The organism is Agrobacterium sp. YIC 4121 (assembly GCF_002008205.1).
GTDB classification, from domain to species: domain Bacteria; phylum Pseudomonadota; class Alphaproteobacteria; order Rhizobiales; family Rhizobiaceae; genus Agrobacterium; species Agrobacterium leguminum.
In genome coordinates this window covers 578,397-592,537 of the sequence record NZ_MRDI01000001.1, presented here as the reverse complement: position 1 = coordinate 592,537, position 14,141 = coordinate 578,397, and the positions used below count along the sequence as shown (strand labels likewise).

General features: G+C 59.8%; 16 protein-coding genes. 3 read left to right on the top strand and 13 right to left on the bottom strand.

Translation table 11 applies throughout. The features are described from left to right. Positions 1 to 75 precede the first annotated feature (75 nt). Together ybaK and BTE54_RS03005 are read right to left on the bottom strand one after the other, a co-directional pair. Positions 76 to 552 (bottom strand): Cys-tRNA(Pro) deacylase, encoded by a 477-nt coding sequence (gene ybaK, locus BTE54_RS03010; RefSeq protein WP_078051374.1) that lies wholly within the window; start codon positions 550 to 552, stop codon positions 76 to 78. 12 nt (positions 553 to 564) lie between these two features. Then, positions 565 to 912 (bottom strand): ArsC family reductase, encoded by a 348-nt coding sequence (locus BTE54_RS03005; RefSeq protein ID WP_078051373.1) that lies wholly within the window; start codon positions 910 to 912, stop codon positions 565 to 567. Between the two features lie 237 nt (positions 913 to 1,149). Between BTE54_RS03005 and BTE54_RS25035 the strand changes: the two genes are divergently transcribed. Beyond that, the gene (locus BTE54_RS25035) at positions 1,150 to 1,317 is read left to right on the top strand and encodes a hypothetical protein (protein ID WP_003503889.1); all 168 of its coding nucleotides are present in this window, start codon (positions 1,150 to 1,152) and stop codon (positions 1,315 to 1,317) included. A gap of 192 nt (positions 1,318 to 1,509) precedes the next feature. Here the strand turns inward: BTE54_RS25035 and BTE54_RS02995 are convergent, their stop codons facing one another. Continuing rightward, entirely contained in the window at positions 1,510 to 2,226 is a 717-nt protein-coding gene (locus BTE54_RS02995; protein ID WP_078051372.1) for a 2'-5' RNA ligase family protein, read from the bottom strand. Between the two features lie 189 nt (positions 2,227 to 2,415). Between BTE54_RS02995 and BTE54_RS02990 the strand changes: the two genes are divergently transcribed. Together BTE54_RS02990 and BTE54_RS02985 are read left to right on the top strand one after the other, a co-directional pair. Further along, complete coding sequence (locus BTE54_RS02990) at positions 2,416 to 2,994, top strand: TetR/AcrR family transcriptional regulator (protein ID WP_065654664.1); 579 nt, start codon at positions 2,416 to 2,418, stop codon at positions 2,992 to 2,994. 143 nt (positions 2,995 to 3,137) lie between these two features. Further along, entirely contained in the window at positions 3,138 to 3,626 is a 489-nt protein-coding gene (locus BTE54_RS02985) for a hypothetical protein (RefSeq protein ID WP_065654663.1), read from the top strand. 40 nt (positions 3,627 to 3,666) lie between these two features. Here the strand turns inward: BTE54_RS02985 and guaA are convergent, their stop codons facing one another. The 10 genes from guaA to BTE54_RS02935 all read right to left on the bottom strand — a co-directional run bounded on the left by guaA (position 3,667) and on the right by BTE54_RS02935 (position 13,949). Continuing rightward, positions 3,667 to 5,244: a glutamine-hydrolyzing GMP synthase gene (guaA, locus tag BTE54_RS02980; protein WP_078051371.1), complete on the bottom strand. Its 1,578-nt coding sequence runs from the start codon at positions 5,242 to 5,244 to the stop codon at positions 3,667 to 3,669. Positions 5,245 to 5,327: 83 nt separating this feature from the next. Next, the gene (locus tag BTE54_RS02975; protein WP_078051370.1) at positions 5,328 to 5,966 is read right to left on the bottom strand and encodes a 5'-methylthioadenosine/S-adenosylhomocysteine nucleosidase; all 639 of its coding nucleotides are present in this window, start codon (positions 5,964 to 5,966) and stop codon (positions 5,328 to 5,330) included. Continuing rightward, a complete protein-coding gene (locus tag BTE54_RS02970) occupies positions 5,963 to 6,412 on the bottom strand; it encodes a PaaI family thioesterase (protein WP_078051369.1) in 450 nt (149 codons plus the stop codon). Before BTE54_RS02970 ends, BTE54_RS02975 begins: the two co-directional genes overlap by 4 nt. A 78-nt stretch (positions 6,413 to 6,490) precedes the next feature. Beyond that, entirely contained in the window at positions 6,491 to 6,943 is a 453-nt protein-coding gene (locus BTE54_RS02965; RefSeq protein ID WP_078051368.1) for a TspO/MBR family protein, read from the bottom strand. Between the two features lie 51 nt (positions 6,944 to 6,994). Next, complete coding sequence (locus BTE54_RS02960) at positions 6,995 to 8,089, bottom strand: DUF1513 domain-containing protein (protein WP_078051367.1); 1,095 nt, start codon at positions 8,087 to 8,089, stop codon at positions 6,995 to 6,997. A gap of 4 nt (positions 8,090 to 8,093) precedes the next feature. Beyond that, positions 8,094 to 9,215, bottom strand: coding sequence for an imelysin family protein (locus tag BTE54_RS02955; RefSeq protein WP_078051366.1), 1,122 nt, complete (start codon positions 9,213 to 9,215; stop codon positions 8,094 to 8,096). Then, entirely contained in the window at positions 9,215 to 10,738 is a 1,524-nt protein-coding gene (locus BTE54_RS02950) for a di-heme oxidoredictase family protein (protein WP_078051365.1), read from the bottom strand. The genes BTE54_RS02955 and BTE54_RS02950 overlap by 1 nt, the downstream gene beginning before the upstream one ends. Positions 10,739 to 10,796: 58 nt before the next feature. Then, positions 10,797 to 12,074, bottom strand: coding sequence for an imelysin family protein (locus BTE54_RS02945; protein WP_078051364.1), 1,278 nt, complete (start codon positions 12,072 to 12,074; stop codon positions 10,797 to 10,799). A 155-nt stretch (positions 12,075 to 12,229) separates the two neighbouring features. Then, complete coding sequence (locus BTE54_RS02940) at positions 12,230 to 13,519, bottom strand: RsmB/NOP family class I SAM-dependent RNA methyltransferase (protein ID WP_078051363.1); 1,290 nt, start codon at positions 13,517 to 13,519, stop codon at positions 12,230 to 12,232. Positions 13,520 to 13,580: 61 nt separating this feature from the next. Next, positions 13,581 to 13,949 (bottom strand): septal ring lytic transglycosylase RlpA family protein, encoded by a 369-nt coding sequence (locus BTE54_RS02935; protein ID WP_059759243.1) that lies wholly within the window; start codon positions 13,947 to 13,949, stop codon positions 13,581 to 13,583. Positions 13,950 to 14,141: the final 192 nt, after the last annotated feature.

The window sequence follows — 14,141 nt, the reverse complement described above, 5'->3', positions numbered from 1 at the left end:
CTATTTCAATAGGAGGCGCCGACCATAGCCCATTCCTTCCGAAAGCCAAATGCTTTCAGGCGCGCATCCCGCGCTTCAATCGGCGACCAGCGGCGCGGCAATGGCCTTCAGCGCGCTTTGGGCATCGCGGGGCGAAAGCCTCACCTGCAGGCCGCGTTGCCCACCATTCATGTAGACATAATCATGCGTCATGGCCCCGGCCTCGATGGCCGTCGGCACCTGTTTCTTCTGCCCAAAAGGGCTGATGCCGCCGACATGGTAACCGGTGGCGCGCTCCGCATAGGCAGGCTTCATCATGCTGGCGGATTTGCCACCGAAGGCGGCGGCTAGTTTCTTCATGCTAACCTCGCGATCCGAAGGGACAACGACGCAGACCGGCTTGCCGTCCAGCTCCGCCATCAGCGTTTTCAGCACCAGATGCGGTGGCTCACCGATCGCCTCGGCCGCCTGCAGGCCGATGCGATCGGCATTCGGATCGTAGTCATAGGTGACGGTGGTGAAGGCAACGCCGGCCTTGGTCAGCATCTGGGTGGCGCGGGTTGTTTTGGACATGGCGGGCTGCGTTCACGCAAAAAGGGTCTGGTAGGTTTCAGGCTTGAAACCGACGGTTATCCTGCCCTTCGCTTCCAGCACGGGCCTCTTGATCATGGAGGGCTGTTCCAGCATCAGCCCGATGGCCTTCTCATGGGTGAGATCGGCCTTCTGGCCGTCATCGAGTTTCTTGAAGGTGGTGCCGGCCCGGTTGAGAACCGTTTCCCAGCCCGCGGCATCGCACCATGTTTCCAGATGGGCACGATCGATGCCGGCCGCCTTGTAGTCATGGAAAGAATAGTCGACACCATTGGCTTCCAGCCAGCTTCTGGCCTTCTTCATCGTGTCGCAGTTCTTGATGCCGTAAATCGTGACCGTCATGCCATCTGCCTCGTCGTCTCTAAAAGCACTTCCGGCATAACAAAATATCCGTCTTATTCAACCCGCCTCCTGAAGTGCCCTGCGCATATACCCCGTCCTGCCGCTTAAGCCATGCAAAATCGCAATGGCTGATATCCAAACGAGCGCGAGCAAAGCTGCATGGCTTCCCTGCTGCATCATGAGTTGTAGAACGGGCCGTAAATGCCCATTATCTGGGCATCAAAGATGGAGAGAAAAATGCGTCAGGTTGCAAAGACATCGCGTAACTTCTTCGGTGAAACTTTCGCCGTTCTCGGTGCAGCGCTCTCGGTTTCGGCCGCTGTTCGCGCACATCGCAAGCCCGCCCGCGCCGATCTCGAAGCCCTCGGCATCGACGGCAAGGCTTTCGACAAGGTACAGCTCTAAGCTGGTCATCATCCGTTGCGAGGCGATATCGCCTCGCTTGCGTTCGATAACCGGATCGGTTTTCGGCTGGCGCGGCGGATATGCGGCTGGCGCAAAAAGCGTCGGAGTCGCACAAGAAAGCTCCGCACAGTTCTCAATGGAGAGTGCGGAAAAATTGTCGGTATCAGAGCGCTACGCCGCTTCAGGTGCATGTTATCGCACTGACGCCCTTTGTGTCAGCCGTTTCGAAGGTCCGATCACTTTTTCCGGCAAATTTAGCTGGCTTTCAGGCCGTTCATAACGCTCCGCTTTCGGCGAGAGTGCGAAGCGCCCGAGCAGTTCATGCCGTGTTTCGCCATTGTGGCTGAAAACGAGTTCGAAGCTCCCCGCAAGCCAGCTATAGGGTTTGTCAGCCGGCATCGGCTCAATTTTCCCGCAGCCGTAGATAACGGTGAGATGTGGCGTAAACGACGATGCGGCGACATAGGGCAGGTTTGCCCTCCGCAGGGCGCGCTGCACCATTTTCGCCAGAGCCCTAAGTTCCTGCATCTCGCGGCAGCTGTGTAGCGCCAGACTGTTGCGATTGCCGAAAAGCGATGTTTCATCGAATGTGATCGGAACGGGCCGAGCCTTGATCTCCCCCAGCGCTGCCTTCAGCCTTTCTACTAGCCCGTGAGGCACGGTCTTGAAACCTCCGATACAGAGCAGGGTTATATGCAGAAGCTCCGGCGGATAGGCCTCACGCTTCGTCCGCCCTGCGGCATGGCGCGCCGCATCGGCAAAAATTCGTTCCGCCAGGGCTGCCGGCGGTTTCACTGTGATCAAGAGCTTGCTGCTAAATCGCGGATTGAAATGCCGTATTTTCTCCGGCTCCCATCCTTCGAAGAAAAGCTGCCTTAAACCTCCTTCATCTGCCAACCCGAAACCCATAGCGATGCTCCACGGCCTTTGCCCGGGCCGGGATATTATCACCAACGGCAATAATTAAAAGAACAAAAAAAGAACAAAACCCTTGGGTGCTTACCAGATGCCGGGAAATAGCCGGTAGCGCCTGTTCGCAGCCGCAGGTTAAAACCGCCTGGTGTTGACATTCTACCTACTAATTGGTAGGTAGTTCTCATGAAAAATCCACAGACCAAAGCCGATGAAATCCTCCGTTGCGCACGCTCCCTGATCATAAAGGGCGGCTACAACAGTTTCAGCTATGCCGACGTTTCCGCCGTGGTCGGCATTCGCAATGCGAGCATTCACCATCACTTTCCCAGCAAGTCCGATCTGGTCCAAAAACTGGTTGCGCAATACAGGCAGGAGGCGGAAGCGGGTATCGCCGAACTGGAGCAAAACATTTCCGACCCGCTCGAACAGCTCCGCGCCTATATCGGCTATTGGGAGGGCTGTATCGCCGAGGCCACTCACCCCTTCTGCGTCTGCGCTCTGCTCGCCAGTGAAATTCCGGTTCTTCCTGAAACAGTCGCTCTTGAAGTGCGCACGCATTTTCGAAGTCTCTCCGACTGGCTCACCGCCGTTCTGGAACGTGGCGTTGCCCAGGGGCGCCTCGCGCTGAACGGAACCGCCAGAGCCAATGCTGAAATCTTCATGGCTACCGTGCATGGCGCGATGCTTTCCGCCCGTGCCCATGGTGATGCGACGACTTTTGGCGCAATAACCCGCCCCATGCTGGAGCGCATGGCCGCTTGAAACTGCAGTTTCGCGAGGGAGCTCGATGCATGACCCGAGCGGCACGCCACCGAAAAAATAGACCGTAGTAAGCTGGCAGATTTGTCGATGACGGACTGCTTCCCGGACCACCACGTCCTTTTGGACGAGAAAGGCAATCTCTCATGTTCGGAATTTCTCCGCTCGGCTGGATCCATACGCTTGGAAGCCTGCCGGCCATTCCCGCCGCCATTTACATGTTTGCCCGCCACGGCCGAATCGTTCCCCGATCAGCGCCAGGCACTCTTTATCTTGTCTCCATGCTCATTGGCGCTGCGACGGTCTTCCTCGTGGCGCATCAGCCGATCAGTTACGGCGTTGGCGTCCTGACCATCCTGTTCCTGCTCGCAGGTTACGGCATCGAAGGCGTTCTGGGTTCAACGCGCATGGCCAGATATATCGAAACCATCTGTCTCAGCATCAGTGCGTTTCTTTTGATGGTCCCGACGGTGAGCGAAATCCTGCGTCGTGTTCCAGACGGTCACCCTCTGGTTACGGACCTGAAATCGCCGCTGCTTCTCGGCGCTCAGGCAGGGTTGCTGGCGATCCTCGTGGTTGGCCTGACCGCCCAGATCATCTATCTCGCACGGCAAAACAGAAACGCCGCGAACTAGTCGCGGCGTCATCTTTACAGGACGATGTCGAGTATCGTCCTTATTCCCACTCAATCGTGCCGGGCGGCTTGCTCGTCACGTCATAGACGACGCGATTGATGCCGCGCACTTCGTTGATGATGCGGGTTGCCGCGCGGCCGAGGAAATTCATGTCGTAGGGATAGAAATCCGCCGTCATGCCATCCACCGAGGTCACGGCGCGAAGCGCGCAGACGAAGTCATAGGTGCGGTAATCGCCCATGACGCCCACGGTCTGCACCGGCAGCAGCACGGCGAAAGCCTGCCAGATGGTGTCGTAGAGACCGGCCTTGCGGATTTCATCGAGATAGATCGCATCCGCCTTGCGCAGAATATCGAGCTTCTCACGGGTAATCGCACCGGGGCAGCGGATTGCCAGGCCCGGGCCGGGGAAGGGGTGGCGGCCGATGAAGCTGTCCGGCAGGCCGAGTTCACGGCCAAGCGCACGCACTTCATCCTTGAAGAGTTCGCGCAGCGGCTCAACGAGCTGCATGTTCATCCGCTCGGGAAGGCCGCCGACATTGTGGTGGCTCTTGATGGTGACCGAGGGGCCACCGGAGAAGGAGACGCTTTCGATGACGTCAGGGTAAAGCGTGCCCTGCGCCAGGAAATTCGGTGCACCCTTGCCATCGGCAGCAATCTTGGCCGCTTCGGCCTCGAAGACCTCGATGAACAGGCGGCCGATGGTCTTGCGCTTCACTTCCGGATCGGAAACGCCCGACAGTTCGCCGAGGAACAGGTCGGCGGCATCCACATGCACCAGAGGAATATTGTAATGGTCGCGGAACATGCCGACGACCTGCTCGCTTTCGCCAAGCCGCATCAGGCCGTGATCGACGTAAACGCAGGTGAGCTGGTCGCCGATCGCCTCATGGATGAGGATGGCCGCAACCGAGGAGTCGACGCCGCCGGAAAGCGCGCAGAGCACGCGGCCGGTGCCGACCTGCTCGCGGATCTTGCGGATCATTTCCGCGCGATAGGCCGCCATCGTCCAGTCGGATTTGAGCCCGACGATCTTGTGCACGAAGTTGGAGAGCAGCTTGCCGCCGTCAGGCGTATGCACCACTTCCGGGTGGAACATGGTGGAGTAGTAGTGACGCGTCTCGTCCGCGGCGATGGCGAAAGGTGCGTTCTCAGAGGTCGCGATGACCTCGAAACCTTCCGGCAGCTTCGTCACGCGGTCGCCATGGCTCATCCAGACGGGATAGCTCTTGCCCTGCTCCCAGAAGCCTTCGAAAAGCGGGCTCGCCTTCTTGATGTCGATATCGGCGCGGCCGAATTCCGCCGCATGGCCACCTTCGACCACACCGCCGAGCTGCGTGCAGAGCGTTTGCTGGCCGTAGCAGATGCCGAGGATCGGAACCTTGCTGTCGAACACCGCCTGCGGTGCGCGCGGGCTTCCTTCCGCCGTGACAGATGCGGGGCCGCCGGAGAAGATCACGCCCTTGGGCTGAAGCTTCTCGAACGCCTCTGCGGCATTCTGAAACGGATGGATTTCGCAATAGACCCCGGCTTCGCGGATGCGGCGCGCAATCAGCTGCGTCACCTGGCTGCCGAAATCGATGATGAGAATGCTGTCGGGATGGGCTATCTGGGTCATGGCGAGCCTTTAAAGAAAATGGCGGCTTTAGGCAACCCGGAAGCGGGCGTCAAACAGCGGAAATTTACGAAAATCGCAAGGTTCTAAAGGGCAATCACGCTGTCCTCGATGGCGCGGCAAAGCCGGTGGACGGCATCCGCCAGCTTTTCATCGATGATGTGCAGGTACTCCGTCCAGTCGTCCACATGGTTCACATCCACCTTGCCATCGGAAATGCCGCGCAGACTGACGAGCGGTACGCCGAAGCGCTGGCAGGCTCTTAAAACCGCAAAGGTTTCCATTTCCACCATATCGGCGTCGATCAGCCCGTAGGCCTCACCCGAAACGACATTGGCGCCCGTGGAAAGCCGGGCTTCGGCAATTTCAGGTATTCGAAAAGGCAAGGCCACTTCGGCGGGCAGATCGAGCAGCGGCGTGCAGCCCTTTTCGAAACCGAAGGCGGAGGCGTCCATGTCGCGATAGGAAACCGAAATCGCCTGATAGATGCCGGTTTGCTCCAGCGTCCGCGAACCGGCCGAACCGAGCGAAACGACGAGGTCCGGCAGGTGATCGGCCGCATCGAGACCGGCAAGAACGGCCGTGACCGCAATCGCCGCCTCGACCGGGCCGATACCGGTCATCAGCGGCGCAATGCGTGCCTGAAGATGGGGACCGTATTCGGGGGAAGCGGCCATGACAAAGAGGACGGATTTATCCGCAACATGCAAAAGCCGGTAGCTCATCCGGTAATATCCTCGCGACCCTTTACCACCATCATCGTGCCCGTCATGGAGGCGATCAGCTTCGCCGGTCCGTCGGACAGCGCATAGGCGCGGCCATCGGCGACGATCAGGTTGTTCCCTGGCTTGATGATCTCGCCGCGAAACAGGAACCGCTCGCCGCGTCCCGGCGACATGAGGTTGACCTTGAACTCGATGGTCAGCAGCGAGGCTTCCGGCTCGATGATCGTATAAGCGGCATAGGTGCAGGCCGTATCCAGACCGGCGGCGATGACGCCCGCATGCAATATGCCGTGCTGCTGCGTCAGCTTTTCATGAAAAGGAAGCTCGATTTCCACCAGCCGGTGTTCGATACGGGTGATCTCGGCGTTAATCGCCTGCACCACGCCCTGCCGCGCAAAGCTTCTTTCTATCCGCTGACGAAAATCGCCGGGATCCGTGATCTCCATGTCCTACCCGCCTGCTTCTGCCTCATCGCAAACTGACATGGCGCGTGGCGGCAGGCAAGGCAAGGGCGGTGCGGGGATTTAGTTCAACATGCCGATGCTTGCATTCAGCACCGTGGCAAAGGCGACCCATACGGCATAGGGCACGAAAAGCCACATGGATATGCGGTCACGGCGGCAGGTGAGCGCCATAAAGGCGACGATACAGATCAGCATCGGAACGATGATGACGAGCGCCCCCGCCGGGCTTTGCATTCCGAAAAAAATCGGAGACCACAGGAAGTTCAGCACCATCTGCGTGAACCACAGCCGCATGCGCGTTCCCATCGGCTTGCGGATCCATGTCCGTGCGCCGGCAATGCCGATCAGCACGTAAAGCGCGGTCCAGACGGGCCCGAAAATCCAGTTGGGCGGATTGAAGAAAGGCTTCTGCAGCGATTGATACCATTCGCCGGGCACATTGTTGACGCCGATCAGCGCCCCCACGGCAACAACAGCAACCACAAAAACGACATAGACGGCAAGGTTTCTCATGATCCGTCAAATGCGCCGGCCGTGCTTTTGTTCCCCTGTCTTTTCAGTATTTTAGCTGGACAGACGCACGATGTGCTGATCCCACGCCACGTCGCTGCGCCGGGTCTCGAAAAATCCGTCATAGGAAGAAACCGCAATGCCTCTCGCGGCGGGCGCGACGCCTGCCGCTTCCCGCACGGTCGTCTCTGAAACGACGCGCCCGGTTTTCGCATCCAGCGTCACGGCGGCGTTGCCGTTGGGCGATGTCAGGCCCACCAGCCCATCGCGCCGGTTGACGGCAATGGCCCCGACATAATTGGCAAGGCGCACCGTCGTTTCTTCCGGCAAATCGACGAAGGTGAGAGCTTCGCCCCTGGAGAAATGGCCGACAAGCGGCGGGAGATCGTTGCGCGGTCCCTCATATTGGCAGGCGAACCAGATACGCCCGTGATCGCCGAGATCGACATGGCGGGTGGAAAGCTGCCGCAGATGCGCCGGCATGGCTTGTTTCTGGATCACTTGCCCGGTCGCCGCATCCAGAAGCACGAGGGACGGCTGCATATTGTCGATATTGAGCTTGGTTCGGCCGAAATCCGGATGGGTTTCGATGCCGCCATTGGCGATCACGATCAGCCGCCCGTCATCGCTCACCGTCATGTCATGTGTGCCGATGCCTTGTGCATCATATTCGCCGATGCGGGTAAAGCCGTTGCGGGCGTCATAGAGCCCGATAACGCCGCGATTGCCGTCGAAGTCGTTTTCGCTGGCATAGAGGATTGCCCCGTTGGGGGAGAATTGCCCGTGGCCGTAGAAGTGGCGGTTTTCCGGCGTGTGCATCACGATCGGTTCGCCGCGCCGCGCGGGGTCGAAGGCCATGAAAAAGGTGCCGGGCCGGCGCGCAAACGCCACGGTCATGCCGGTTGCATGGCTCGTCGCCATTCCATGGGCGCGGGCAGGAAGCGCGACGCGGTCGATGATCTCGCCGCGTTCGCTTACCGTCGCAATGCCGTAGGACCCGTCACGGGCGCGGAAGGCGGAGGCAAAGACCGCGTCCGTCCGCTCCAGCGCATAAAGTGAACGGGGAGCCAGCGCGGCGATGAAGGGAACTCCCGCCGCTTTGATGAAGCTGCGCCGATCTATCAGCATCCGTTTGGTGCCGGAGATCATCGGCTCAGTCCCCATCGGCGAAGGAGAAGCCGGAGCTGAGGCCAATGGCGCCGCCATATTGATCGTTCAAGCGGTAGATCAGGTCTTTGCCATTGAGCAGCAGATAATCCACCTTGGCGCGCTGATCGTCCTGATCCAGCGCCTTTTGCACATCCGTATTGATGGTCCCGGCAACGCGGATCATCGATTTGGCGATGAAATCGATGGAGTTGACGATGGAGCGCTGATCGGGCGGTACGAGTTCGACCATATCCGCCGTGTGCAGCAGGGTCTGAACCGCCTCGATATTGGTGGCAATGCTCTGCCATGTCAGGCCGGAGCGCCAATAAATGGCGGTGCGGGGAAATCTTGCCTTGTCCGGTCCCTTGTAGAAGGTTTCGATCCGCTGGTCGCGAATGGCTTCGGAGCCATGGACAAGAATGCCGAGCAGGGCGACCAGCGCCTCGCGCTCGTCACGAAAGACGGGGTTGTCCGCTCCGGGCTGCGTCCAGTTTTTCTGCGCGCCGTCAGTCGCATTCCAGCTGTCAGAAAGTTCCGTTGCCACATTGGCGATATTGCCGGCGATAGCGGCGCCATAGCGGCAGCGGAAATCACCCTTCCTGTCGAGCAACTCTTCCGCTCCGGTTCCGTAAAGCACGAACTCAAGAGCGCCGAGCCCCTGCGCCGCAACGCTCTTGCCGCTCAGGCCATCCGCACTCGTGACGCTTTCATCCTTTTCGGTGAGATAACGCTGCACCTGTTTCAGCCCGAGACCCTTCTTGTCGGGATAATAAAGCACGCGTTCGAAACGGTTCTTCTCGATGACAGGGCCGACACGCACGATCTCAATGGTCGACCAGCTTGACACCGTATCGACAAAGGCCGCCTTGGCCGCCGCTGCGGTCGTTTCGGAGGGAGCGGTGCAGAAAGCTTTCATGCGGCCTTCCAGCGTCTCCGCCGACTGCCGGAAGCGGTCATAGCCGGGACGGATGAAGCCGTTCACCGCCTTTTCCATCACGCCTCGCACCTCAACCGGGTCGAGCGGCGGCGGCGGCATCAGCTCCACATCCTGCGCCCTTGCCGGCGGCGTGGTCAGAAGCAGCAGCACGGACATGACGCCAGAAATTTTTCGCATGGCATTTTTCATCAAAGGGACTCCAGAAAGGCCAGCAAAGCCTGCCGGTCGGATTTTTGCAAGGCGGCAAAGGCGTCGCGCGCTTTTTGCCCTTCGCCGCCGTGCCACAATATCGCTTCCGTCAGGCTGCGCGCCCGCCCGTCATGCAGGTAAAAACCGTTGCCATTGACCTTTTGCGTCAGGCCTATGCCCCAGAGCGGCTGGGTTCGCCACTGCCGTCCGCTGGCTTCGCCCACCTGCTGGCCATCGGCAAGTCCTTCGCCCATGTCATGCAGCAGAAAATCGGAATAGGGCCAGATCAGCTGGAAAGAATGCATGGGGTCGGCAGCGTCGCGGCGTGTGACGAATTTCGGGGTGTGGCAGGCCATACAGCCGGAGGCGTAGAAAAGCTGCTTTCCGTGCAGAACCGTCGGATCATCGACATTGCGGCGGCGCGGCACGGCGAGGTTTTCGGTGTAGAAGGTCACGAGATCGAGAACCGGATCAGGCGCCTCCACCGGCCCAAGCCTTAGCTGCACGCCGGTCGGCATGGCAAGACAGTCCTTCTGGACGTCCGTGCAGTCGCCATAGGCATTCGGCGCATCCGGTGAGGAAATGCTGATATCGTGGGAGAAGGCGCTGGCGCTCTGGTCTCGCACGCTCGCATTCTGCGCTTTCCAGCCAAACCGACCGAGTTTCACCTCGCCGGTGCGATGGTCTTTGACCCATGCGGGACGCCCGGCAACGCCGTCGCCATCATTGTCGTCCGGGTCGGCCTGGGCCAAAATATCGGCCTCGGCAATGGCCTCGATCAGGCCAAGACCGAGGGTGGGCATGGCAATGCGCGCCGAAAGCGTCGTGTCGGCGCCAAGCGGGCCATATTGCAGGTTCGCCACGGCATAGTCGGGCTTGCGCAGCATCACCACCTCGCCATCCGCCAGCTGAACGGGCTCTTCCGTATAGGTGATGACCGGCTTGCCTTCGGCGGCGAGGCCGGGAATGGCCAGGTTCTGAAGCTGCCGGCCATAGGTATTATCGGGAAAATTTAAGGTCTGGTGGCTGGCAATGGCCTGTCGTTCGGGTTCATCACGGGCCGGTCGCGCCAGCCGCAGAAACAGCGAGACGGCGTCTTCTCCGGCAAGAGGCGGTCGACCCCTGCCATCCTTCACATGGCAGGTCTGGCAAGATCGAGCGTTGAAGAGCGGCCCGAGCCCGTCCGAGGCCTGTGTGGAGGAAGGAGAGGAGACCCAGAGCTTCTGGAACAGTGCATTGCCGAGCTTGAAATCCTGCTTCCGTTCGAGCGGCATTGTAGCGGAAGGATGGGAGAACGCGCCGCTGTCGGCCTTGCTGGTGCTGGTTGTTGCTCCGCCGGACATGGCTTCGAAAGGTTCCGGCCGAGTAAAATCTGCCGTTGGCGCAGTCACGGCCAGCACGCGGCTTCGATCTTTCTCCGTCAGATCGTTGCGCAGCGGTTCGGCAAGCGCCATCGACGCCACAAGGCAGGCTGCCCCGGCGAAGAAGAATGGCTTGCGGATCCGCGGCAGCAAAAATTGCATGACAATAAGGGCGGGTGAAAAGTAACGGGCCGCAGCGACCTGCGACCCGTTTTACCGCTTATTTGAAGACGGCGTTCGGATTGTCGAGGCTGTCGGAGCCTTCGAGCTCGATCTTGCCGAGATCGAGCGCCGCGATGACGCGTTCGACAGTCTTGGTCTGGTCGAGAAGGCCGTCGATGGCCGTCTGAACCACGGCGTTGCCTTCCTTGTTGCCTTCGCCAATCATCTGGTCATAGGCCTCGACGGTCTGCGCGCGCTTTTCCATGGCATGCATGGCGTCGAGCGTCTTGTTCAGCTTCGCCAGCATCTCGTCGTTCAGTGCCTTGTCCTTGGCGCCGACCAGTTCCGACAGCGAGGCGCCCGTCATCTTCGTTCCGTCCACGCGGGTATAGTCGCCGGTATAGGCCGAGGCGATGCCGATCGCGTCGTAAAGATGCGAATTGTAGGTGTTGTCGGAGAAGCAATCATGCTCCTCTTCCGGATCGTGCAGCAGAAGGCCAAGCTTCATGCGCTCACCCGCCAGCTCGCCATAGGAGAGCGAACCCATGCCGGTGAGAATGGCGGTCAGGCCCGCTTTCGGATCGGCTTCCACCGTTTTCGTGGCTTCGCCTTCCGGCGCCCAGGCATCCACCATCTCCTGAAGATCCTTGATCAGCAGGGTCGAGGCGGATTTCAGGTAATCGGCGCGGCGGTCGCAATTGCCGTTCGTGCATTTCGCCTTGTCGTAATCGGTGTAGGGGCGGTTGCCTGCGCCCGGTCCGGTGCCGTTCAGATCCTGACCCCAGAGCAGGAATTCGATGGCGTGGTAGCCGGTCGTCACATTGGCTTCGACGTCGCCCGCCTCGTGCAGGCTTTCGATCAGCTCGGGGGTGATCTTGGAGGCGTCGACCTCTTCACCGCTGATCTTGATCTTCGGATTGGCGATGATGTTGGCAACGTGAAGCTCGTTCTCGTCGCTTTCCGTGCCATAAGAACCGTCGACATAGTCGATCAGGCCTTCATCCAGTGGCCAGGCATTCACTTTGCCTTCCCAATCGTCGACGATCGGGTTGCCGAAACGATAGACTTCCGACTGCTGATAGGGAACGCGGGCCTTGATCCATGCTTCCCGGGCGGCCTTCAGGGTTTCTTCGCTCGGCGTTGCGATCAGCGCATCGATGGCCTTGTCCAGCGCCTTCGCCGTGGTCAGCGAATCCTCATATTTCGCATGCGCGACATCGGCATAATGCTTGACGACGGCGGCCGCGTCGGTGGCGGCCCGGGCGGGAAGCGCGGTGAAAGCCGCAGATGCGGCAAGAAGCGCAAAAGAAGCGCTGAGAATGGTTTTGCGGATCATGATCCCTCTCCTTCGGCAGGCGTGAAATGACTTCGCGCCGCGGCAAGCGAGTTCTGACCCAATCACAAACTTGTGTCAAACATTCTAGTTTAGAATGCTTTGAAACAAGACCTGGTGTTGTTTTCCAAGTAAAATCAGTGCTTGCAAAGACGGTGTTATGCTTTGCGTTTCATCAAGCAGAAGAAGAAGCCATCCGTATCTGTGGTTGCAGGCGTCAGCGTCACTGTCTTGCCGTCAGAAGAATGCGGTTTATTCGCGTTGCCGCCGAAAGTCGTCTGCCAGCGCTCCAGTGCGGAGCCGATGGAAAATTCCGGATTTTCCGCGCAGAAACGCCTTACCTGCTGTTCGTTTTCTTCGGGAAGCACGGAACAGGTGACATAAAGCAGCTCTCCGCCCGGGCGTACGAACCCCTTGGCCTGCGAAAGCGCCTCGCCCTGCTGCTGCACGCGCTCTTCCAGATTGCGGGCCGTCAGCCGCCATTTGGTGTCGGGCCGGCGACGCCATGTCCCGGTGCCGGTGCAGGGCGCGTCCACCAGAACGCGGTCGAATTTTTCCTGAAACGGCGTAAGGCCGGAGGCGCGGTCGTGCACCTGCACATTGCGCGTGCCGGCCCGCTTCAGCCGTTCGATGATCGGCGCAAGGCGCTTGCGGTCGGCGTCAAAGGCGTGGACCTGGCCCTTATTGTTCATGCTGGCCGCCATGGCCAGCGTCTTGCCGCCGCCGCCCGCGCAATAATCGAGGATCTGTTCGCCTTCATGCGCGCCGGCAAGGTCGGCAACGATCTGCGAGCCTTCGTCCTGCACCTCGAACCAGCCCTTCTGGAAGGAAAGTTCGGCGGTAACGTTCGGCAGGCGAGAAGGACCTTCGCCGGCGGGAATGCGCACGCCCTGCCGGGCGATATGCGTGGCTTCTGCGCCGCTTTCCTCCAGAGCCTTCAGCACCTTGTCACGCGTCGCTTTCAAGGTGTTGGCGCGCAGATCAAGCGTGGGCCGCTCATTCAGCGCCTGCGCCTCGGCGAGCCAGCGCTCGCCAAAGGCGGTTTCGAAGGAGGATTGCACCCATTCGGGTATGTCGCCCTGAATATGGGCCGGTGCATCGCTGAGGGAACGGGACAGAAAGGCCTGCTGCCTTTGTTCATCCGGTGCGGCGGGGGCGAATTTGTCGCCGTCGAATTCCGCCGAAAGGTCCGAAAAGCTTTTGCCCCATTGGCGCAGCAGCACGGCATAACCTAGCGAGGCAGCGCTGTCGTCATCCATCAGCCAGGCGTGCGACAGTTTCATGCGCAGCGCGTCATAGACGATGTTGCCGATTGCAGCCCTGTCGCCGGAGCCGGCGAAACGATGGGCAAGGCCCCAATCTTTCAGAGCATCGGCGACGGGACGCCTGCGTCCATCAATATCCGCCAATACTTCGATTGCTCCGGCCAAACGCCCGCCTAAACGCATTGTCTACCTCGTTCTTGTGCTAAGCCCGGTTGGTAGACGCGAATGGCGGCGAGGGCAAGGCTCAATCGGCCTTGACGACCTCGTAGCAGACCTTGGCGGTGCCGGAGTTGATCATGCCGATGTTCTTGGCGGCTGCCTTGGAAAGATCGAGAACGCGGCCCTTGATGAACGGCCCACGGTCATTGATGCGCACCACAACGGCCTTGCCATTGCGCGCATTGGTCACCTTGACCTTGGTGCCGAACCGCAGCGAGCGGTGGGCGGCGGTCAGGTTGGCGGCGTTCATGCGCTCGCCCGAAGCAGTCTTGGAGGTCAACGCATACCACGATGCGCCTCCACAACCATTTGCCGCATTCGCCTGAAGAGGCGCAATGATGGAACAGGCGGCGATAGTTGCAGCGGTGAAAGTTATACGACGGATATTCAACAAACTGTGCTTCCCTGAAAATCGGCCCCGCGCCGATTGATTGTGCCCTTGCTAAACGGCCATGAACTGGCCTGAACGCCTTTTGATGCGAGATTGTAGGGCGAGGGAAAAATGGCGAAAAAAAGCTGACCTCAAATCACGAACTGTTACAGTATGTAATATTCGTGATCGTTAGCCGGAAAGCTGTCGGCAGGG